This is a genomic window from Bartonella tribocorum CIP 105476 (assembly GCF_000196435.1).
Classification (GTDB): domain Bacteria; phylum Pseudomonadota; class Alphaproteobacteria; order Rhizobiales; family Rhizobiaceae; genus Bartonella; species Bartonella tribocorum.
Genome location: NC_010161.1, coordinates 2,568,646 through 2,590,023, shown reverse-complemented (window position 1 = coordinate 2,590,023; position 21,378 = coordinate 2,568,646). Strand labels below are relative to the sequence as shown.

17 protein-coding genes and 2 pseudogenes are annotated in these 21,378 nt (G+C 37.6%); 11 read left to right on the top strand and 8 right to left on the bottom strand.

The window, feature by feature from the left end:
• The first annotated feature begins 59 nt into the window (after window positions 1-59).
• The 7 genes from BTR_RS11770 to mnhG all read left to right on the top strand — a co-directional run bounded on the left by BTR_RS11770 (window position 60) and on the right by mnhG (window position 6,849).
• On the top strand, window positions 60-557 hold the full coding sequence (locus BTR_RS11770; protein ID WP_038474391.1) for a BA14K family protein: 498 nt from the start codon (window positions 60-62) through the stop codon (window positions 555-557).
• 240 nt (window positions 558-797) lie between these two features.
• Window positions 798-3,719, top strand: a complete 2,922-nt coding sequence (locus tag BTR_RS11765; RefSeq protein WP_012232610.1) for a monovalent cation/H+ antiporter subunit A — start codon at window positions 798-800, stop codon at window positions 3,717-3,719.
• Window positions 3,719-4,060, top strand: coding sequence for a Na+/H+ antiporter subunit C (locus BTR_RS11760; protein WP_012232609.1), 342 nt, complete (start codon window positions 3,719-3,721; stop codon window positions 4,058-4,060). Before BTR_RS11765 ends, BTR_RS11760 begins: the two co-directional genes overlap by 1 nt.
• The gene (locus BTR_RS11755; RefSeq protein ID WP_012232608.1) at window positions 4,060-5,682 is read left to right on the top strand and encodes a monovalent cation/H+ antiporter subunit D; all 1,623 of its coding nucleotides are present in this window, start codon (window positions 4,060-4,062) and stop codon (window positions 5,680-5,682) included. The genes BTR_RS11760 and BTR_RS11755 overlap by 1 nt, the downstream gene beginning before the upstream one ends.
• Window positions 5,679-6,161, top strand: coding sequence for a Na+/H+ antiporter subunit E (locus BTR_RS11750; protein WP_012232607.1), 483 nt, complete (start codon window positions 5,679-5,681; stop codon window positions 6,159-6,161). Before BTR_RS11755 ends, BTR_RS11750 begins: the two co-directional genes overlap by 4 nt.
• Window positions 6,161-6,442 carry a K+/H+ antiporter subunit F gene (locus tag BTR_RS11745; protein ID WP_012232606.1) on the top strand — a complete coding sequence of 94 codons (282 nt, stop codon included), beginning with the start codon at window positions 6,161-6,163 and terminating at the stop codon, window positions 6,440-6,442. The genes BTR_RS11750 and BTR_RS11745 overlap by 1 nt, the downstream gene beginning before the upstream one ends.
• Window positions 6,439-6,849 carry a monovalent cation/H(+) antiporter subunit G gene (mnhG, locus tag BTR_RS11740; protein ID WP_012232605.1) on the top strand — a complete coding sequence of 137 codons (411 nt, stop codon included), beginning with the start codon at window positions 6,439-6,441 and terminating at the stop codon, window positions 6,847-6,849. The genes BTR_RS11745 and mnhG overlap by 4 nt, the downstream gene beginning before the upstream one ends.
• 23 nt (window positions 6,850-6,872) lie before the next feature.
• Here mnhG and BTR_RS11735 read toward each other — a convergent pair whose 3' ends face one another.
• The 4 genes and pseudogenes from BTR_RS11735 to BTR_RS11720 all read right to left on the bottom strand — a co-directional run bounded on the left by BTR_RS11735 (window position 6,873) and on the right by BTR_RS11720 (window position 9,812).
• Window positions 6,873-7,265 carry an MliC family protein gene (locus BTR_RS11735; RefSeq protein WP_012232604.1) on the bottom strand — a complete coding sequence of 131 codons (393 nt, stop codon included), beginning with the start codon at window positions 7,263-7,265 and terminating at the stop codon, window positions 6,873-6,875.
• A gap of 17 nt (window positions 7,266-7,282) precedes the next feature.
• Entirely contained in the window at window positions 7,283-7,666 is a 384-nt protein-coding gene (locus BTR_RS11730) for an MliC family protein (protein ID WP_012232603.1), read from the bottom strand.
• A 404-nt stretch (window positions 7,667-8,070) separates the two neighbouring features.
• Window positions 8,071-9,204, bottom strand: a complete 1,134-nt coding sequence (gene aroB, locus BTR_RS11725; RefSeq protein WP_012232602.1) for a 3-dehydroquinate synthase — start codon at window positions 9,202-9,204, stop codon at window positions 8,071-8,073.
• Window positions 9,179-9,812: pseudogene (locus BTR_RS11720) on the bottom strand (shikimate kinase). The gene aroB and the pseudogene BTR_RS11720 overlap by 26 nt, the downstream one beginning before the upstream one ends.
• A 254-nt stretch (window positions 9,813-10,066) precedes the next feature.
• On the opposite strand from BTR_RS11720, the gene BTR_RS11715 reads away from it, so the two are divergent.
• From BTR_RS11715 to BTR_RS11705, 3 genes are all read left to right on the top strand, one after another.
• Window positions 10,067-11,005 carry a site-specific tyrosine recombinase XerD gene (locus BTR_RS11715; RefSeq protein WP_012232600.1) on the top strand — a complete coding sequence of 313 codons (939 nt, stop codon included), beginning with the start codon at window positions 10,067-10,069 and terminating at the stop codon, window positions 11,003-11,005.
• Window positions 11,006-11,083: 78 nt separating this feature from the next.
• Complete coding sequence (locus tag BTR_RS11710) at window positions 11,084-12,040, top strand: acetyl-CoA carboxylase carboxyltransferase subunit alpha (RefSeq protein ID WP_012232599.1); 957 nt, start codon at window positions 11,084-11,086, stop codon at window positions 12,038-12,040.
• Window positions 12,041-12,081: 41 nt separating this feature from the next.
• Complete coding sequence (locus BTR_RS11705) at window positions 12,082-12,831, top strand: L,D-transpeptidase family protein (protein WP_012232598.1); 750 nt, start codon at window positions 12,082-12,084, stop codon at window positions 12,829-12,831.
• A 1,564-nt stretch (window positions 12,832-14,395) separates the two neighbouring features.
• Here BTR_RS11705 and BTR_RS11700 read toward each other — a convergent pair.
• The 4 genes and pseudogenes from BTR_RS11700 to BTR_RS11685 form a co-directional block, all read right to left on the bottom strand.
• Window positions 14,396-15,457, bottom strand: a complete 1,062-nt coding sequence (locus tag BTR_RS11700) for a CobW family GTP-binding protein (protein WP_171815236.1) — start codon at window positions 15,455-15,457, stop codon at window positions 14,396-14,398.
• 23 nt (window positions 15,458-15,480) lie between these two features.
• Window positions 15,481-15,868, bottom strand: a pseudogene (locus tag BTR_RS13885) (integrase arm-type DNA-binding domain-containing protein); the annotation flags it as partial.
• 561 nt (window positions 15,869-16,429) lie between these two features.
• Window positions 16,430-17,521: a D-alanyl-D-alanine carboxypeptidase family protein gene (locus BTR_RS11690; protein WP_012232595.1), complete on the bottom strand. Its 1,092-nt coding sequence runs from the start codon at window positions 17,519-17,521 to the stop codon at window positions 16,430-16,432.
• A 1,624-nt stretch (window positions 17,522-19,145) separates the two neighbouring features.
• Complete coding sequence (locus BTR_RS11685) at window positions 19,146-19,952, bottom strand: lysophospholipid acyltransferase family protein (RefSeq protein WP_012232593.1); 807 nt, start codon at window positions 19,950-19,952, stop codon at window positions 19,146-19,148.
• A gap of 129 nt (window positions 19,953-20,081) precedes the next feature.
• On the opposite strand from BTR_RS11685, the gene thiD reads away from it, so the two are divergent.
• Complete coding sequence (thiD, locus tag BTR_RS11680; protein WP_012232592.1) at window positions 20,082-20,936, top strand: bifunctional hydroxymethylpyrimidine kinase/phosphomethylpyrimidine kinase; 855 nt, start codon at window positions 20,082-20,084, stop codon at window positions 20,934-20,936.
• Window positions 20,937-21,378: the final 442 nt, after the last annotated feature.

The following is a 21,378-nucleotide window of genomic DNA, read 5'->3' as shown; positions in this document are numbered from 1 at the left end:
TGTTTCTGTCTAGTAATAGAGGGGCTTTCTGTAACGGCTGTTGTTTATTATTTTGAGTTTTGCGTATGAAAAAAAAATTACATTATGCTTTAGCTTTTATATTTGTGAGCAGTTTTTTCATTATAATAACTACCTTTGTTAATTGGGAGCAAAATAGGAGTGATGCTAAAGCCAAACTGGTTGCTCAAACATCTATCCAAGAGAGTTCGGAGCCTTTGATTTTTACGGGTCGTAGAGAACTGAATGGTTTTAAGGGTTATCATCATTATCGGCGTGGTTATGTTAAGTATAAAGATAATTGGTGGTATCCTGAAGTGGCATTTGTTACATCACCACACTTAAGCACAAAAGGCGCATCATTAAAAGTTGTATCAGATGCTAAAAGAGTATTTTTAACTTCCTTCTCAGAAAAGTCAGAAAAAAAAGAGCCATGGATGCTTAAACAGCATATTGAATCTTGTCGTACCCGTTATCGCTCTTATAATATAAATGATAATAGTTTTCAGCCTTTTCATGGGCCTCGTAAACAGTGTTTATCACGCTTTTTTAAAGGATAGAAATGGATTAAATAAAATTTTAATGGGCTCCTCTCCTTGTCGTGAGCGTTATTGTTCTTACAATAAAAGAAAAGATTGTGTGGTGCGCAGCATTTCCATGCAAGCATTCATTGTTTTTTGAAAAATTTAAATATTTTTAAGTTTTATTCAATCTTATTATCATTAAGTGTGAAATGGGGGGAAATGTAAGTTTTTGTTTTGTCAATGACAAAATATTAAAGGCAAGATGGAGCTGAAAGAATGGCGACACGGGAAGCAATGTTGATATTGCTCATTTTGCTTCCTTTTTGTGGAAGTGCTGTTATGGGCTTTTTTCGTTCGACAGCAAAAAATAATGAAGCGTGGTTTGCTGGGGGCATTGCTCTTTTTAGTCTTCTTTTTACAATCATGCTTTATCCGACAATTCGTGGCGGTCACATTATCCGTTTAAATATTTCTTGGCTTCCAGAATGGGGGGCTGATTTGAGCCTCCGGATGGATGGTCTGTCGTGGCTTTTTTGCTTGCTCATTACAGGAATTGGGCTGCTTGTCGTTGTTTATGCGCGTTATTATATGGATTCCGCGGATTCTGTACCACGATTTTTTTCTTTTTTTCTAGCCTTTATGGGTTCAATGACAGGGATTGTTTTATCAGGTAATCTCGTGTTTTTGGTTGTTTTCTGGGAACTCACCAGTATTTTTTCTTTTTTGTTGATTGGTTACTGGTATCATAATGCGAGTGCGCGTGAAGGGGCGCGTATGGCTTTAACGATTACAGGTTTTGGTGGTTTTGCCCTTTTTATTGGGGTTTTATTGATTGGGTATATCGTTGGTAGTTTTGATCTGGATAAAATTTTGCAGTCTGGAGATGTGATCCGATCAAGTTCGCTTTATTGTCCTGCCCTTATTTGTATTTTATTAGGCGGATTAACAAAAAGTGCACAGTTTCCTTTTCATTTTTGGTTGCCTAATGCGATGGCAGCTCCCACACCTGTATCAGCTTATCTGCATTCGGCAACGATGGTAAAAGCTGGGTTATTTTTGTTGATTCGTTTATGGCCTGTACTCTCTGGGACAGAGTCTTGGTTTTGGTTGGTTGGTTTTTCAGGACTTTCAACACTTCTTCTTGGCGCTTATTTTTCTATGTTTCAGCAAGATTTAAAGGGATTACTTGCTTACTCAACGATTAGTCATCTTGGATTGATTACCACGCTTTTAAGCCTTGGGAGTCCCCTTGCATGTGTTGCTGCGATTTTTCATATGGCCAATCATGCTACTTTTAAAGCGTCTTTATTTATGGCTGCTGGCATTATTGATCACGAAACGGGAACACGTGATATGCGTAAGCTAACAGGTCTTTATCGCTCTATGCCGATTACAGCGACTCTTGCTTTAGTAGCAAGTGCGGCGATGGCGGGTGTTCCTTTGCTCAATGGTTTTTTATCGAAAGAAATGTTTTTTGCTGAAGCTGTTGAAACACACATGGAATCATGGCTTGATTGGATTGCTCCTTATGTAGCAACCCTTGCTAGTCTGTTTAGTGTGACCTATTCTATCCGTTTTATTCATGGTGTCTTTTGGGGACCAAAAGCTCATACATTACCTAAAATTCCGCATGAACCACCGCATTTTATGCGTTTACCTATGGAACTTTTGGTGTTTATTTGTTTGGCCGTTGGTATTTTTCCTAATTTAACAATCGGGCCTATTTTAGATAATGCTGTTGTGTCTGTTTTAGGACCGATGACGATCTCTTATAGCTTGGCTGTTTGGCATGGGATTAATACGCCATTAATAATGAGTTTGGTGGCTTTATTCGGGGGTGGTTTGCTCTATGTTGTTGGGCGGCGTTATTTTTTATCTTGCGATGATGGAGCCCCCTTTTTTCGTCATTTGAAAGGACCGCGTATTTTTGAACGCATTCTTGTGATTATTTCTTGGAAATGGGCTCGTGCGGTGGAAGCTGTTTTGTCAACACGCCGTTTGCAAATCCAGTTGCATTGGATTTTTGCTGTATGTTTTATTTTTGTTGGTCTTTTGCTTTGGCGTGATGGTTTCATTGCACCAGGAGGGGTACCGCTTTTTCCACTTGATATTCCTTTTCTCGCGCTTTGGCTGGTCGGTGGATTGTGTGCACTTTTAGTCGCTTGGCAAGCAAAGTTTCATCGTCTTGCATCACTCATGCTTTTGGGGGGAGCAGGTTTGATGATGTGCGCAACCTTTTTATGGCTTTCTGCGCCCGATTTGGCAATAACGCAATTGGTTGTTGAAGTGGTGACAGCTGTTTTATTATTGCTTGGTTTGCGTTGGTTGCCTAAGCGTGTGCATAATCCTGCTCCAACATCTGTTCATTTTGGGGTGCGTTTACGTCGTGCTCGTGATTTCATTATAGCAACTATGGGAGGAGCTGGTATTGCATGGCTCTCTTTTGCGATGATGACACGTCCTCAAGGAACAACAGTTTCTCATTTTTTTCTAAAAAATGCTTATTCTGGCGCTGGTGGTCGCAATGTTGTAAATGTATTGCTGGTTGATTTCCGTGGTTTTGATACAATGGGAGAAGTTGTGGTTTTGGGGATTGTTTCTTTGACTGTCTTTGCTCTTTTGCGTCGATTCCGTCCTGCTCCTGAAAGTATTGAGCCGCCATTTCAACAACGTGTTCAGGAAGCTTTTTATAAGGCACAGCCGGAACGAAATGTAGGGGATACAGTATTGAATTATCTCGCTATTCCTTCTGTTATTATGGGGTGGCTTTTTTCCGTTATTCTTGCTTTTTCTTTTTATTTATTTGTGCGGGGACATGATCTTCCAGGTGGTGGGTTTGTTGGTGGTGTGACTTTAGCAATAGGCTTTATTTTGCAGTATCTTGCACGGGATATTCGTTGGGTGGAAAATCATTTAAGAGTTTTGCCTTTACGCTGGATGAGCTTTGGCTTATTGCTATCGGTTGTAACGGGAGCTGGGGCTTTGTTTGTTGGGTACCCTTTTTTAACATCATTTTTCCAATATATTCATGTGCCATTGATTGGAAAGGTTCCTGTAGCATCTGCTTTTTTGTTTGATTTTGGTGTGTTTTCTCTTGTGTTGGGAGCAACGATTCTCATTTTAATTGCACTTGCTCATCAATCAATACGGAGTTACCGAAGCGGTAAAAAACCTGCTTTAAAAGAGAAGGAAAATTAATGGAAATTATTCTTTCTTTGGCCATTGGTGTTCTTGTCGGATCTGGAATTTGGCTCATTTTGCGCCCCCGAACTTTTCAAGTCATTCTTGGTTTGTCTTTGATATCCTATGGTGTCAATCTTTTTATATTTGCAATGAGTAGACCGCGCAGTAATGCAGCACCAATTGTTGATCCTACGATGGTGATCAATCCGGCGAATTATGTTGACCCTCTTCCACAGGCTTTAGTTTTAACTTCGATTGTGATCGGTTTTGCAACGACAGCTTTATTTTTAGTTATCTTGTTGGTTTCACGCGGTTTAACAGGTTCAGATCACGTTGATGGACGTGAGGTACAGTGATGGAAGCTTGCGTGCATCATCTTCTTATCTTGCCGATTCTTTTGCCGTTAAGTATTGGCGCCCTTCTTCTTTTCTATGATGAACGCCGTTCAAAATTAAAATCACTCATAAGTATTTTTTCTGCCGCATTGTTAGTTGTCGTGGCTGTTTTACTGGTAAAGCGTACTCTTGAAGTTGCACCAGCTGTGGATGTTTATCGGCTTGGTAATTGGCCTTCTCCTTTTGGTATTGTTTTGGTGCTTGATCGCTTAAGTGCTATGATGCTTTTGCTTTCTAGCTTGTTGATCAGCGCGGCGTTGGTTTTTGCACGGGCGCATTGGTATAAAGCGGGTCCTCATTTTCAGTCATTGATGCAATTTTTCATGGTTGGAATAAACGGTGCTTTTTTAACAGGTGATGTATTTAATTTATTTGTATTTTTCGAAGTGATGTTGACAGCTTCTTATGGCCTTGCGTTGCATGGTTCTGGTCCTTTACGTGTGCGTGCTGGGTTGCATTATATCGTGGTTAATCTGGTTGCTTCGTTGTTTTTTCTCGTTGGGGCGGCACTCATTTATGGAATTGTGGGCACCCTCAATATGGCTGATTTGGCTGTAAAAATACAATATATAGCCTCTAGCGATATGACTTTATTCGAAATAGGGGCTGCGCTTTTGGGAATTGCTTTCTTAATTAAAGCAGGGGTGTGGCCATTGAATTTTTGGTTGATGCCAACTTATAGTGCAGCTGTAGCGCCTGTTGGAGCTTCTTTTGCACTTTTAAGCAAAGTCGGTATTTATATTATTTTACGTTTAACATTGTTATGGTTTGGACCTGAAAGTGGATATTTTAGCCATTTTGGTCAAACGGTTTTGTTCTACGGTGGGCTTGCCACTATGGCTTTTGGTTTTATTGGGGTGTTGGCAAGCCAAATCTTGGTACGTTTGGCAGCTTATAGTGTTTTGGTTTCTTCTGGGACATTGTTGACAGCTATTGGGATCGGCAATACAGCACTGATTGCAGGTGCACTCTTTTATATCGTTTCATCAACTTTGGCACTGGGGGCTTTTTTTCTTGTTGTGGAGTTGGTTGAGCGCTGTCAAGATGTGGCAGCCAATGTTTTGACGGTTACTATGGAAGTCTATGGAGACGATGAAGAAGAGGAGGAAGATGAAGTAGGGACTTATTTACCGGTAACTTTAGCCATTCTTGGGGCTTGTTTTGGTCTTTGTGCACTTTTGATTATTGGTCTGCCCCCTTTTTCTGGTTTTGTTGCTAAATTTATGATGTTTGTGGCACTCTTAAATCATAGCAAAGAAAATATTTCTACCTCTCTACCTGTTTATCACAATTGGCTTTTTATAATTTTTGTCACTCTATCTGGTTTTGCTGCTTTGATTGCGATGACACGAACGGGCATTCGAACTTTTTGGGTTTCTCTTGAAGGGAGGATTCCACGGGTACAGGTGATTGAATTTGCTCCCGTTGCCGTTCTGCTTGCTTTATGTTTTCTGATTACAATTGTCGCAGGTCCTGTGAGTCATTATATGTTTGAAACGGCCAAAACTTTGTATGAACCTCAAAATTATATTGGCAGTGTTTTAGATGATTTTTCTCTTGAAAATAGGGGGATTCATCAATGAAAAATTGTTATTTTTTCCCTTTTTCTAGCGTAGCAATTATTTTTATGTGGCTGATCTTAAATGGCTTTAGTTTCGGTCAATTGCTTTTAGGCGTTATTATTGCTTTGTTTGGGGGCTGGATGATGCGGCTTCTTGAGCCGGAAAAAATAACGATTAAAAGTTGGCGTGCCGTTTTTCAGCTGTTTTTTCGTGTGTTTATTGATTCTATCGTTTCAAATATTGCTGTGGCTTGTTTCGTTTTAAGCCAAAGATCTAAAAAGCAGCAGTCTGGTTTTATTGTGGTGCCCATTTCGCTTGAAAGTCGCACGGCTTTAGCTGTTTTGGCATGTATTCTTTCTGCAACGCCAGGGACTGTTTGGATTGCCTATAATAGAAAGAATAGTGAACTTTTGCTTCATGTTTTAAATTTTAAAGATGGATATGATTACCAAAAATTGATCAAAAAACGCTATGAGCAATTACTTTTGGAGATTTTTTAATGAGTATGGTGATCCTTTATTGGGGGCTTTATCTCTCGCAGTTTTTTTTAAGTTTATCAATGATTCTCGCCCTATTTCGGTTGATTCGTGGGCCACGGGCGCAAGATCGGATTGTAGGGTTGGATGCTCTTTATATCATCACTATTCTTTTGTTTCTTACATTCGATATCCGTTCAGGAACAACCATTTATTTTGTTGCAGCGCTTATTATTGGCTTGTTGGGTCCTGTATCAAGTATTGCGTTGGCAAAATTTCTTATGCGGGGAGAGATTATTGAATGAAGGATGATGTATCGCTTGTTGTTGCACTTGCTGTTACGGTTTTTTTGATATTAGGGTCTGGTCTCACGTTGATTGGAACGATAGGGTTGGTGCGTCTTCCCACTTTTTATAAGCGTTTACATATGCTTTCGTTGAGTACAAGTTGGGGCGCTGGCAGTATTCTTATTGCGTCGTTTCTTTATTCAACTTTTGTAGATCATCATTTTGTTTTTCATGAATTTTTGTTGATGATTTTTTTACTTGTAACAATACCGGTCGCTTCTATGCTGGTATCACAAGCAGCGGCTTATCGACACTATTCAGAAAATAAATTAGAAAAACCGCTGGCTCTTTTATCACGTCAAATGGAAGAGCAAACATCTACTTCCAATGAAATGTCACGTGATACGAGCCAAAGCGATTTTTAATTTTTAAGATGCGGTAAGCTTTTTTATTCTGTTTTCTGCTCTTCTACACATTGAATAAGATTTTTTTCTTCTGGATCATTAATGAGATCAGAAAGCATGGCTTCGTTTCCTTTTGTCCACCATATATAGGGTCCTCCCATATATTTTGCTCCAGAAGCACTTATGCTGCGGGAAGCGAGAATGCGCTTTCCTTGCCATTTGAAATCAACAAGTGAAATATTACCAGCATTGAGATAGGTTACTTCAACATGTTCTTTGCCTGTGTCTGTATCACACTGATAAGTAGCAACTTCTGTTGTTGGCTCTGGATCATCTGGAACCTCAATAACTAAAGAGCCAGCAAAAGCATTGAGTGAACCGAATAGTGGTAAGCTTAAAGAAGCAAAAAATCCTACAATAAAAGCAATTTTTTTCATGATATTTCCTCAGTTATTTAAAATAATAACAGTGATTCATCCTTACAGATGATGGGCTTTTTTTCTTCTGGGTCTTGACTAAGGTCATAAAGTGTTACTTCTTTATTTTTTTCCCACCAGATATACTGCTCCCCTACATATTTTGCTCCAGAAGCAGCAATAACATTTGCAGCGATAATATGATCACCTTTCCATTTGAAATTAACCAATGAAATATCATCAGCGTTGTGATAGGTTGCTTCAACGCGTTCTTTATTTGCTCCCATATCACATTGATAGGTTATGGTTTGTGTTTCTGGATTGCCTGACACTTCAATGACTAAAGCAGCAGCTAAGGTACTGCTAACATTGAAAAATAATAAAGAGGAAAAAAATCCCAAAATTTGTAGAGTTTTTTTCATAATGCTTCCCTATATGAAAAGTAATTTATCTTACGTGATGGTGTCTACGGCAGGATTCGAACCTGCGACCCCAGGATTCATACCACTTCGGTTTTCACCGCCAGCTTTACAAGCTGTTTGTGGTCTGGACTGTCTCTTCACCTTGAAGCTCCGTGCTTTTTAGGTGCTGCCCGTTCAGTCTCTACACCTTCCTCTCATGCGAAGAGAGGCTTGGCTCGGGATTGGCATATCGTTTTGCCCATGAAGCTTTCCCCGAATTTGAGCAGATCCACTTTAAGGATTTCTCCTAAAAGCGCCCAATTTCTTTAGGAATCCTGTGCTCTATCCTACTGAGCTACGCAGACATCATCATAACTATTCCTTTAATAGAAGTATAAAAACGAATCAATTATATTCAATACAAATTAACGAATTTCTGTTAATTTTTGTTCCAAAAAGGATAAAACTAAATCTGGTGGAACATTTTTTGCAATAAATGATTGGCCAAGTCCGCGTGACAAAATAAAGGTCAAATTATTTTGTGAAACTTTTTTATCTTGAGCAATGAGAGCCATTAATGTTTCGGCATTTGGTAGATCTCCTGGAATATCCTTTAATTGCGTAGGTAAACCTACAGCTTTAAGGTGTGTTTCGATACGATTTATGAGTGTGGGAGCTACTAGATTTAGTTGTGCGGAGAATTGATGTGCCAGAATCATTCCAATTGCTACAGATTCACCGTGAATTAAACGCTTTGAATCATAAGCGGTTGCTGTTTCAAGCATGTGCCCAAAAGTATGACCGAGATTTAAGAGTGCACGCTCTCCTGTTTCATATTCATCACGTGCGACTATGGTAGCTTTAAATTGGCATGAGCGAACAATGGCTTCTATTCTTATCGCGCCATTAGAAAAAATTTTTTGTCCGTTTTTTTCAAGCCATTCAAAGAAATCAGGCTGGTTAATGAGTCCATATTTGACCATTTCCGCATAACCTGCGCGAAATTCACGTGGTGGGAGCGTATCAAGAACAGATGTATCAGCAATAACGCATTGTGGTTGATAAAAAGCACCAATAAGATTTTTACCATGTCGACTGTTGATGCCTGTTTTTCCACCAACAGAGGAATCAATTTGTGCAAGAAGCGTTGTAGGCATCTGAATAAAGTTCATCCCGCGGCGTATCATACTTGCCGCAAATCCTGCTAGATCTCCAATGACACCACCACCAAAAGCAATAACGCAGTCACCTCTTTCTAAACGTGCAGCAAGAATTTGATCAATGACAACTTGCAAGGTTGAAAATGATTTTGATTGTTCCCCTGCTTTTACAATAATAGGGAAAGTATGGATTTTATTTTTTGTTAACTCTGCTTGTAATGCATCCAAATGGAGGGATGCAACATTGGTGTCTGTAACGATTGCCAAACGCATTTGATGAAAATTTTTTTGTTTAAGAGAATGTTTAATCTGTAAAGCAGCTTGCGCAATAAGATCTGGACCAATGATGATATCATAGCAGTGCTTGTCTAATTTAATGGTGACGGTTTTGGCTTGCATGCTTGTTCTTTCTATCGTTATCTTTTTGTATGGAGGTAGTGCTGTAGAGATCGTATGACATTTTTTGCTACACTGTGGGGGCTTTCTTTATGACTGTTAATTGTTACGTTCGCTTTTGCATAGAGAGGATAACGCTGTTCCATGAGTTTTTGCATCGTTTCTTTAGGATTGGCTGTTTGAAGAAGCGGTCGTGTTGGACGCTTGGAAACACGTTGCATAAGGATATCAAGATCTGCTTTGAGCCAGATCGGTATTCCATTTTGATGAATCGTTTTTCGTATCTCTTGATTGATATAAGCACCGCCACCCGTTGCTAAGACAAGAGGGCGCTTTTTGATGAGGTTGAAAATAATACGCTGTTCAAGGGAACGAAATTCTCCTTCACCATAGATTTTAAAGATTTCTGTGATAGACATTTGTGCTGCTTTTTCGATTTCTTGATCAGAATCATAAAAGGGTAAATCAAGCATGGTGGCAACACGTTTTCCGATGACTGATTTTCCTGCCCCCATAAGACCAACGAACACAAGAGCTTGGTTATCGAGAGAAGATAAGATTTGTCTTTTTATTTGTGAGATAGGGGGATGTTGGGGGCGATTACTTTTCATAGCTTATTTCGCCATTTATCTGCTTTAAAGTCAATTCCTGTTAATCTTTATACGGTAGGATAAAAGATAGAGTATTTTGGAAAAGTTTATTATTTTATGCCGACATTAACCAGACTTTTGATGATTCTTTTCATTTTGCTTGCTATTCTTTTTAGTATAATGATCATTCTTGTCATTTTTGTTGAACCCGTAACTGTGGATATGTCTGTTGATATTCCTTTGGATTCGCTCACTCTTTCCTTGAGAATGAAGCAATGAAAAGTAATATTGTGATAGAGCGTTTTCTTGAAATGATGAGTGCTGAGAGAGGCGCTTCTGCCCATACACTTGCAGCTTATCAGCATGATTTACAGTGGGCGCAAGACGAATTGTCTTCGCATTCGGTTTCACTTTTTTCTGCACAAAAGGAGGATCTCATTGGTCTTTTGTCGCTCATGCATACATTTGGTTTTGCTGCAACGTCACAAGCGCGCCGTTTATCGACGTTGCGTCAGTTTTATCAGTTTCTTTACGCAGAAGGATTAAGAGCAGATGATCCTTCCCATGATATTGATGCTCCTCGTCAAGGGCGTCCTTTGCCCAAAATTATCAGTGAAGATGTGGTGATAAAATTTCTTGATTTGGCGCAGTTGGAAGTTAATCAAGCAGATTATGGATCTAAGGATTATTTGCGCGCATTGCGTCTTCAGCTATTGAGCGAAATGCTTTATGCAACAGGTTTACGCATTAGTGAGTTGGTGAGTCTGCCTGTGCAGGCTGTTCGAGGGAAAGAATACAGTCTTTTGGTTCGCGGTAAGGGAAAAAAAGAACGAATGGTGTTGTTATCAAAAAAAGCCTATCAAGTTCTTTTGCAGTGGTTGGATTTGCGTGATCAAGGAAAAGATGCGAAAAGTCTTTATCTTTTTCCGGCGCATTCAGAAACAGGGTATATTGCGCGTCAAGTTGTGGCACGGGAATTGAAAAATCTGGCTAAAAGGGCTGGAATAACAAGTGAAAGCTTTTCTCCCCATGTGTTGCGCCATGCTTTTGCTAGCCATCTTTTGCAAAATGGTGCTGATTTGCGTGCCGTTCAACATTTGTTAGGTCATTCTGATATTTCTACCACTCAGATTTATACCCATGTGTTGGAAGAGGGGCTTTATCGTTTGGTCAATGAGCATCATCCCCTTGCCGATACGCAAAAGGCTCGTTAAAGAAAAGGTGATGTTTTGGAAAAAGACTTTATAAAGAAAATTATAAGTGTATAAGTGACACTGAATGAGTTGGTATAAATGTATAATTATCTTGATTTTGAAAAACCAGTTGCTGATCTTGATGGGAAAATTCTTGAATTAAAAAAAATTTTTCAGGAAAAAGGCAGTCTTGATATGAGCGACGAGATTGCGCGTCTTGAAAAACGTTCCCAGACGGCATTGAACGATATTTATAAAAAATTGACACCGTGGCAGAAAACACAAGTCGCTCGTCATCCTGATCGTCCGCATTTTATGGATTATTCTAAACGCTTATTGAGTGATGTTACACCTTTGGCAGGAGATCGAAAATTTGCTGAAGATGAAGCTATTCAAGCTGGTTTTGCTCGCTTTAAAGGGGAGGCCGTTGCTTACATTGGTCAAGAGAAAGGTCACGATACGCAAACCCGTTTGCGCTATAATTTTGGTTCTGCACGTCCAGAAGGATATCGTAAAGCTGTCCGTATTATGGAAATGGCTGACCGCTTTGGTTTGCCACTCCTCACTTTTATTGATACAGCGGGTGCTTATCCTGGAGTAAGCGCTGAAGAACGTGGGCAAGCGGAAGCAATTGCTCAATCAACGGCTGCAACTTTGCGCTTAAAGGTTCCTGTTGTATCCGTTGTTATTGGAGAAGGCGGTTCTGGGGGGGCGATAGCAATTGCGGCTGCCAATAAAGTTTATATGTTGGAACATGCGATTTACTCTGTTATTTCTCCAGAAGGAGCAGCTTCTATTTTATGGCGTGATCCAGCCCGTGCAAAAGATGCTGCAATGAATATGCGTATTACCGCTCAAGATTTGTATCGCTTAAAGATTATTGATGGCATTATTTCAGAGCCTTTAGGAGGAGCGCATCGTGGTAAAGAGATTGCCATTGATGCAACGGGTGAGATTATTTCAGAAGCTTTAAAAGCTATGGTGGGAAAAGATGGTGAAGTTCTTAAACAAGAGCGAAGGGAAAAATACCTTCAAATCGGTCGCTCATTAGCATAAATCATTTTTTGTGAGGGGGTGTTGGATTGGAGTTTTTTGCGATGACATTTAACAGCTTCCTTTCTGTGTGTGTGTTGTTTGTAATAGGAATATTGACGGCTTGTGAAGGAAGATTACCCGCTTCTATACGTGCTAAAGTTGAGCAGCCTCTTCCGCAAGAAATCCAGAATAGAATGGCTTTGTACGATATTGATCCCTATGCACCAATTGTGATGCGATTTTTCAAAGAAGAAAACGTTGCCGAAGTTTGGAAGCAATCTCGTTCAGGTCCTTTTATCTTGGTTGCTCGCTATGGCATTTGCAAATGGTCTGGTAAACTTGGACCTAAATATAAAGAGGGGGATCTTCAAACACCGGAAGGTTTTTATACGATTACCGCAAATCAAATGAATCCTTATTCAAAATATTATCTTTCTTTTAATATAGGATATCCTAACCTTTATGATCAGGAAAATGGTCGTACAGGAAGCAATCTTATGGTGCACGGTTCTTGCTTTTCCGCTGGTTGTTATTCTATGAGTGATAAAAATATGGCTCAAATTTATGCGTTTGCACGGGATGCTTTTAAAGGAGGACAAAGAGCATTTCAGTTGCAGGCTTTTCCTTTCCGCATGACCGAGGATAATATGTTACGTCATGGCAATGATCCCCATTATCCATTTTGGGTTATGCTTAAGAAAGGATATGATTTTTTTGAAGAAAATCGTCAACCTCCGATTGTTGAAGTTTATGGAAAACGTTACATTTTTAATCGCGGTATTGATAAAACTTCAATTTCTTTAATGCAGTGAGTTTTATTTTATTCTGCTACACCGTAAAATACTATTGTTTACTATGGTGATACAGGAATGGAAAAACTTTACGCATGAAGTGTTTGAAGTGAATAGTCATATTTTAAAGCACAGGGTTTTTTATAGAGTCTTATGTAAGTAAATCAGATGAGGTGAGGGAAGCCAAGAGAGGCTTGCTCAGAGAAGTTATATTGTTTTGCAGATTGGTATGGATGACAATCTTTGTTTTTTAGTGAAGAGTATAAATGCACCTCTCTTTTTAATTTCAAAGGATTTTAATTATTTCATGCTGACAAATGTTGTCTTATGGTGTGATTTATAAGATACATTCTGACATGTAAAATATGATACTGCCTTTGTCTGATTTTAGTTTTTTGCCTAAATTTAGGAAGGTTTTGTTTTAATCTGCTGGAGAAATAAAGTTGAGCGAAATACTTTAAAACCAAGAATTTATCACAACAGGGTTGTGAAATGAATCATATGAAGTGGTCTGCAGATGAAGCGTATGTCGAGAGAAAACAATCTGATTACAGATAGGTGGGTATTAAGAATTTTTATAATAATAATTTGATTTATAACAATAACTTATCATTTTTTCGGTTTGAATAAGAACTGGAATATCATAAAGTCCTTTTATATTAAAATCTGTTTATGATGAATCAATAAAATCATTTTTGCGCGCCATAAATTGGATTGCTATGTGAATAAAACTCTTAAAGAAAGAAAGTAATTCTTATGGGTGCTCTAAAATGCTAAGAGCTTCCAAATTATTTTCAACTTGTAAGAGTTCGATGCTTCTAGCTTATATATTTATAGAGTAAAAATGTTGAATAGGTTTTATACATTTCACGGGAAGATTTTACCTTATATCATTCATGGGGCGTGTTTTGAAGTGGGGTTGGAGAAGTGTAAAGTATCTCTTTAAAAACAAATGCATAAATTTGCGATACAATGACGTCTTATTTTTTGTGAGGGAGGCTATTTTACAAGTAAGGTTAATATGTTAGCGCTGGATTGTTTTAATATGTAATAATTTTGCATAAGGTTTTGTTGGCGTTTTAAAAAGCTTTAATTGTGGTGTCGTTTATGGGAATTTTGCCATCCAGTGAAAAGATACGAATGATTTTATGGGGTCATGATTGAGTATAAGGCGTAAGGCATTTTTTAAAATGTGTATTTCTCTTTTTGATCTATGTGTTATTTATGAATAAATTTGAAGCGTAATGTTTATGAAAGGTTTTTATAAATTAATAACATATTGATTTATAATAATATATCATTATTCATTTTGAATGAGAACTCTGAATACCGTAAGCTTCTTTTATTCCAAAGTTTTTTCTACCTTGAATCAATTAAGATCATTCGCTTGCATATTACAAATGAAAAGTGCCGCATGGATAAAACTGTACAATAAAAATGCCTCTAATAAATCGTCTTAAGTTTCAAAAGCTACCACAACATTGGGGGCTGGGAAAGTTTATGGTGGAGAGCTGTTTTGCTTCTTAAAAAGCATAAAGAAGGCATGGTTCAATGGGTTTCACTTTATACCCATTGAAGGGGAGAATTAAAACTTTATTCCTGGAATGATGAGAGGGTTTTCCAAGAGAGCTGTTTTGTCTGCGGTATCTATTGCCGGTTTATTAAAAAAAGCATTGAGAAGTTTTTGTATTGCTTCTTTTTCAACACCATCGGCAATGATGACAAAACGTGTTTGTTTTATTCCTTTTGGCCATGTTGGTAGTCTTATGGGTGGGTGGAAAAATTTTTGTACACCGTGTAATATAAGGGGACGATAAGGATCATCACGCAAGGCGATAATCGCTTTAATACGGAGTAATTTTGTACCATAACGCTCTTGTAGGAGATCTAAAAAAGCTTCAATTGTAGCGTAATCAACAAGGTTCTCACATTCTAGTGAAAAGGTACGAATGGTTTTATGGGGGTGATGATCATGTGGAGCTGTCGTAAGATTTTGTTTAAGGTGTGTATTTTCTCCTTTTTCATCCCATAATGTGCGATTTATTAATAAATTTGAGCAGAAATCTTCAGAATGGGCATCAATGATTTGTGCTGTAGGATTCATTCTTTTAAGTGTGTTAAGGAACTTATCTGAAAGTGTTTGTGGAGCCATAAGATCTGTTTTGGTGAGAATAATTTTATCAGCAAAGATTAATTGTTTATATATTTCAGGATAGCGCTCACATATGGAAAGTGTGCTTAATGTATCAAATGTTGCGAGAACAGCATTTATGGACAATGTTTGAATAAACAACGGGTGACTTAAAAGTATTTGTAAAATAGGGGCGGGATCAGCTATCCCTGTTGTTTCAATGATAATGTGATTGAGTTGTTTGATCTGTCGTGTTTGGACGCGATTGATTAAATCAATTAATGTATCAATGAGATCACTGCGTAAATTACAGCATAAACAGCCATTGGCAAGCTCAATAATTCCTTCTGTTGCCTTTTCAACCAGAAGGTGGTCAATACTGATTTCACCAAATTCATTGATGACAACAGCACACTCCGTTAAGAGAGGGTCTTGTAGCATCCGGTTGAGCAAAGTTGTTTTGCCAGAGCCTAAAAAACCAGTAATAAGTGTGAGAGGAATGCGTTTTATTTTCATTTTGATCATCAACTGTGGTTTTGTTTTAAGGGTAAAAATAAACGCTTATCTTTAGCATCATTCTTTAAGTTCTGCTTTATGACTCTCAAAAGCATTTAAAGCAATGTCTTTTAAATAGTGAAGATGACGCATTGCCTCACACGCTTGGCTATTGCGTTCTTTAATGGGATCAACAACCCTCATGTAAAACAGAATGCCACCTAGTTGCATATCCACGGGCTTTTTTAAAAAAGATATGTCTTAAGGCATCCAAGACTATTTCACGTCGGCGTCTGTGAAGGGTATAGCGATAAATCCATTGAGCACCTCCATCTTTACGCTTATGGAGAAGTAAGCCGACACCATCACACTATTTGCCTGCCCCCAATGTTGCGACAGCCTTTGGCACTTGAGAGCGTTCATAAGAGCCATTTTTAGTCCTTTTTTGTACAAATTTTATTCACAGACTCATCCCGCTTATGATGTGCAAGCAAGTGATTTTAATTGATTCAATATGAGACGATTTAAAATGAGAAAATCCTAGTATATTCGGGATTATGATTCAAGTTGAAAAAGAATAATTTATCATTATAAATCAATGTGTTAGTGTTTTTAAGAAAATTATCTTACGGCGTTCAACACCATTTACAATGGTGCCCGTGAGAGATATACAGTTCAATACCCTATGAAATCGATTTTATCACCATTTTTACGCTTATAAAGGTAAGTGTAGGCAAATCATACACTTTTTCAGTGCCAATGTTATGATAATGCTGGGTATTTGAAAGGCCTTATAGGAGGAATTTTAATTCCCTGCTTTGATTATTTTATTGCTATGCTCATCCGCCTCGTGATGTGCAAGAGACTGATTTTAATTGCTTCGACAGATACAGATTTAAAATGAGAAAACCGTACGATATTTGTGCTTCTGACATAAGATGCAAAATTATCCATTACAAATCAATGTATTATAATTAATTTATAGATTATGGCTTACGGCTTTTTTATAGAATAGTTTGCACTTTTTTTAGATAGACTACGGGGTTTTTTTAGTGGTTTTACTGTTATTTTAGGCATTTGTGGCGTACGAATAAGATGTACGACTAAAGGATGATAAAAAGAAGGTGATGCAGTGATAAAAGGTGAGGTGAGAATAATATTTCCTTGATCATCATAAGAATTGGCATGCATTTTTATGGCTTCGGGCGTGCATGTTTGTTGTCTCATATTATTGGCTTGTGTTATGTTGCTTCCATAAGGCTTTAATGTTGCGAGTGTTAATTGGGGGCTTCCTTGATGCAGAAATCCTATTTCAAGAAGTTGTGCCGCTTTTTCTTCTCTTTCACTTACGTTGTTCGCGCCTAAAATAACGGCAATAATTGTACGTTTATTGCGAGTAGCTGAGGCAACAAGATTAAAACCAGAGGCGCAAATAAAGCCTGTTTTCATACCGTCTATTCCATAAAAACGACCAATGAGGTTGTTTGAGTTATGCTGGATTTTTCGGTTATTACCAAAATCAATGGCTGGAATAGAAAAATAATGAGCATATTGTGGAAATTCACGACGTATTTGGACAGCTAAAAGAGCAATATCGCGTGCGGTGGAATAGTTTTGGGGGTCTGGTAAACCACTTGCGTTTGCAAAATGGGTACCAAACATGCCTAAACGTTTAGCTTCGCTATTCATTTTGCGTACAAAATCTTTTTGTGAACCAGCAATGGCTTCACTCATGGCAATGGCCAAATCATTGGTCGATTTAACCATGGTGATACTTAAGGCTGTATCAAGTGTGAGGACAGAACCAGCCTTATAGCCTGAACGATACGAGGGAGCTTTTGCAGCATATTCGCTGATGGTGATCGGTTTGTTGGGTGAAATTTCCCCTCGGCTCATAGCGCGAAAAATAACATAAGCGGTCATTAATTTTGTTAAGGAAGCTGGATACCAACGCTCAAAAGCCTGATTATGTTTTAAGATATGTTCCGTTGTAACATCAACAGAAATAAAGGGTTGTGCTAAAGAAAAAGTGCTCGACAAACTCAAGATGAAAGAAAAAAATAAATTATAAAAGAGACGTTGCATGAGTTTAAATTCAGTTCCTTCTTATTCATTATTTAGAATTGTTTTAATGTAGAATACAAAGCTTTTAATTCTAGGATAGAAAGGACAGATAGTTAATTATTGTATTGCGTTATGTCTCTGGAATGAAAACCAACACTCATCTTCAGTTTCCCCTCGAATTTGGTTTGATGGCTTAAGTATTTCAAAAAATAATTTTTAAATAATAAAGATTATACAAGATTTAATTTTTTGAAGATATTGTTATTTTTCAGAAAGAAAAAAGCCCGTTTCATCATACATTTTTTCTGTTATTCTATTACTTAATATATTTTGTTTATAATGATAGTTTATGGTTTTACATGTTTAATAAGACTCTTGAATATCGTCAGCTTCTTTCGTTCTAAATCTGTTCAAGATTGAGGCGATTAAAACGATCTGCTTGTACGTTACAAGCGAGGAAGTCTACGTGAATAAAAACTGTACAATAAAACTTTTTATGAATCGTCTTAAGTACCAAGAGCTATCGCAATTTGGGGATTGGTAAAGGAGGGGGTAATGGCGCAGCTTGCAGCTTCACAAGCGTAAAAATGGGGATGCTCAACAGATTTACCATTATACCATTCATAGTCAATGGTGTGAAATGGGTTGGGGTGTTATAAAAGATGCCTCTTTAAAATAACCCTTATATTGAGAGGGGCTATGAGAGGTGTTTATATATTTTGCTTTAATAATTCTTGCCTACACATTAATTTCATTTGCAACCGCAGATAATTAACTCAATATAAGAAAAGAGTAATTCTACTATATTGGATGTTATAATTAAATACTAAAAATTATTATAAATTAATGTATTATATATTAATAACAGTACGCCATTATATTGTTGATTGATGTCTTTTCTTTAAAGAAGTTGTTTGTTTTTCTCTTCATTTCACCCTGTCGTGAGCATTTTTAACACTATTTGTGAATAAATATAGAGTTCTGTAGCTCATTTATGAACTTTCTTTAACGGGGGCGCACGTTTCTTATACAAGATAGAACTTATTCAAAATAAAATACTGTTGCATTGTTCATTTACGTGCTTGTTTTAAAGAAATATCTAGCAGTTTTCATATCTCTTTTAAGATATCGCTCGTAAGAGCTATAATCTTTATATGAAGAAAGATGTTGGCGCTTATCATTCATTATTCGCTATCAATGTTGTACTTGTGAAGGAGTAAGCCAGTATCACACACTTTTCTAGCCTCCAATGGTGCTGACTAGCCTTTGGCACTTGAGACGGTTGATAAGAGGCGTGTCTTTCTTTTATGGGTTTTATCTGTACAGCTCTTTTCGCTTGTAACGTGTGAGAAAAAGGTTTTGATTGATTCAACATGGAACAAATTCTAGATGAGAAAATCTCACGATATTCAGAGTTCTCATTCAAGTTGAATAAAACTGAAATATCCTTATAAATCAACATACTGTATGTTATTTAAATGATTTTAAAGGGAGTAAGAATTCTTTCTCAAAAAAAAATCATACATTGATCATTTTTTATAACATCTATGTGTTTTATAATTTTGAATGAGAAAATTTGAAATATTTTCCTTATATTTCTGTTTCATAGGCTTCATTTAATATACAAAGTGATATTTTTTATCAATCAAGTTTGTGCTTCATGATGTTTTAGTTTTTGAAGCTTCTGAGCAGCATGTGGTGGCATAGGAGGAGGGGTAGGATCTTGAGCGGCTAAGAGAAGCAGTTCATCACACGCTTCTTCCGTTTTTTGGATCAGTTGATCTAGAAAATCACGTTTGCTTAAACCAGCTTCTATTGGAGGGAGAATACGAACACGAATTGTTCCGGGATAGCGGCGAAAATTGTTGCGTGGCCAATATAAACCCGCATTGTGTGCAATAGGGACAACTTGAAGTCCTAATTCATTATAGAGTGCAACAATTCCTGATTTATAATCTGGTTCTTGACCGGGTTGTCGGCGTGTTCCTTCAGGAAAAATTAAGATTTGGCGGCCTTGTTTTACTTTCTCTTTTGCTTTTTGTATAACGGTTTTTAAGGCTTTGATGGGCGTTGTGCGGTTAATGGGGATAATTTGTGTTTTTGCCATATACCAGCCAAACAAGGGAATCCACATCAATTCACGTTTTAAAATGAGAGTGGGATCATCAAAATAGGGAACAAGGCTGAAAGTTTCCCATGCAGATTGGTGCTTTGGAGCAATGATATAGGCCCCTTTGGGGAGATTTTCTAATCCTTCAATTTTATAACGTGTACCCGCGATGTATTTTTGCAAAAAGAGGGTAACGCGCGCCCATGTCTTAGGGACAATCCATGCCTTTTTGCGGGGCATTAAAAAATAAACGGGAGCGTAAAGAATCATTTGTATGAAAGTTGTTGTGTAAAAAGCGAACGTAAAAAGAATAGAACGAAGGATAAGCACTATGTTTCCCATTTTATATCTATAAAAAGACTTCGTATATAATATAATTCACATGAGAAAACATCTTCTTTATGTTTTTTCAAGCATCTATTTTTTCGGTAACTCATTTTCCGATATTTAAAAACAGAAGGAAAGAGGTTAATGGAATTACAAAAAGATAAACTTTTTATTCCACGGATTTTATCTATTGCGGGAACAGATCCTTCTGGTGGCGCTGGGATGCAGGCGGATTTGAAGGTTTTTTCAGCTATGAAAACTTATGGTATGAGTGTGGTTACAGCTGTTGTTGCACAAAATACTCAGGGTGTACATTCTTTTCAGGCATTAGATGCTTCTTTTGTTGCAGATCAAATTGATTCTGTTTTTGAGGATATCCATGTTGATGCCGTTAAAATTGGTATGGTTGCAAATGCTCAGATTGCACAGGCTATTGCAGAACGTCTTGCTTATCATAAAGCGCGTTTCATTGTTTTTGATCCGGTTATGGTTGCTAAAAGTGGTGATGTTCTTTTAAAGCCTGATACCATTGAAATTATGCGTGATGTTCTTGTGCCGATGTCAACTTTGATCACGCCAAATTTGCCTGAAGCTGCACTGTTATTGGGATGTGAAGTGCAATGGTCTTTACAAACTATGTATCAATATGCTCCACGACTTTTGGCGTTAGGGTGTCATGCAGTTTTATTGAAAGGGGGACATTTGAATGCGCTGACTAGAAATAGTACAGAAAATTACGATTGTTCTAGTCCAGATCTTTATTGTGATTGTGAAAATCTTGTTATGCTTGAAGCTTCTCGTCTTTCAACCACTCATGATCACGGGACAGGGTGTACTATTTCTGCCGCCATTGCAGCTTTATTGCCTACACAACCTTTGGATTGCGCCGTTAAACAAGCAAAAGATTATTTACATGGAGCGTTATCTGCCTCAAATGCTTTGCAAGTCGGGAAAGGACGAGGTCCACTTCACCATTTTTATGCATTGTGGAAAGATTGATACAAACAATTGATTGTAAAAATCTTTACTCTGTGAATTTGTTTCGTCATATATGCTATTTAGGACTTATGACTGATAAATGTTAGCGCATTGTAGCTTAACTGTTGCTGTTTATTAAGAAGAATGAGAGAAAAAATTTTTATAATTTGTTTCTTTTATATATTTTTACAATTAATATATCCTGTTTCAAAAGCAATTTGGGGATTTAAAAAGAAACAACATGCATTAAAGGATCTTTAAATGCGCCTTGAAAGGACTTTGTAGACCTGTTGATTATCTTATAAAGTGGAGATTTTTTCTATCAATTGACGCATAGAGCAATCATCTAATAAGTTATAACGAAATTGTGATTTTAAATATTTTCTTTCAAGTTTTTCATTAGCAGCATTAAAGAAGATTGGCCAAATCTCTTTGATTGGATAAATTGGTTGGCCATATTTGA

Coding starts and splice junctions, on each gene's coding strand:
- BTR_RS11765 (WP_012232610.1), top strand. CDS start 798: ATGGCGACACGGGAAGCAATGTTGATATTGCTCATTTTGCTTCCTTTT.
- BTR_RS11760 (WP_012232609.1), top strand. CDS start 3,719: ATGGAAATTATTCTTTCTTTGGCCATTGGTGTTCTTGTCGGATCTGGA.
- BTR_RS11755 (WP_012232608.1), top strand. CDS start 4,060: ATGGAAGCTTGCGTGCATCATCTTCTTATCTTGCCGATTCTTTTGCCG.
- BTR_RS11750 (WP_012232607.1), top strand. CDS start 5,679: ATGAAAAATTGTTATTTTTTCCCTTTTTCTAGCGTAGCAATTATTTTT.
- BTR_RS11745 (WP_012232606.1), top strand. CDS start 6,161: ATGAGTATGGTGATCCTTTATTGGGGGCTTTATCTCTCGCAGTTTTTT.
- mnhG (WP_012232605.1), top strand. CDS start 6,439: ATGAAGGATGATGTATCGCTTGTTGTTGCACTTGCTGTTACGGTTTTT.
- BTR_RS11735 (WP_012232604.1), bottom strand. CDS start 7,265: ATGAAAAAAATTGCTTTTATTGTAGGATTTTTTGCTTCTTTAAGCTTA.
- BTR_RS11730 (WP_012232603.1), bottom strand. CDS start 7,666: ATGAAAAAAACTCTACAAATTTTGGGATTTTTTTCCTCTTTATTATTT.
- aroB (WP_012232602.1), bottom strand. CDS start 9,204: ATGCAAGCCAAAACCGTCACCATTAAATTAGACAAGCACTGCTATGAT.
- BTR_RS11715 (WP_012232600.1), top strand. CDS start 10,067: ATGAAAAGTAATATTGTGATAGAGCGTTTTCTTGAAATGATGAGTGCT.
- BTR_RS11710 (WP_012232599.1), top strand. CDS start 11,084: ATGTATAATTATCTTGATTTTGAAAAACCAGTTGCTGATCTTGATGGG.
- BTR_RS11705 (WP_012232598.1), top strand. CDS start 12,082: ATGACATTTAACAGCTTCCTTTCTGTGTGTGTGTTGTTTGTAATAGGA.
- BTR_RS11700 (WP_171815236.1), bottom strand. CDS start 15,457: ATGAAAATAAAACGCATTCCTCTCACACTTATTACTGGTTTTTTAGGC.
- BTR_RS11690 (WP_012232595.1), bottom strand. CDS start 17,521: ATGCAACGTCTCTTTTATAATTTATTTTTTTCTTTCATCTTGAGTTTG.
- BTR_RS11685 (WP_012232593.1), bottom strand. CDS start 19,952: ATGGGAAACATAGTGCTTATCCTTCGTTCTATTCTTTTTACGTTCGCT.
- thiD (WP_012232592.1), top strand. CDS start 20,082: ATGGAATTACAAAAAGATAAACTTTTTATTCCACGGATTTTATCTATT.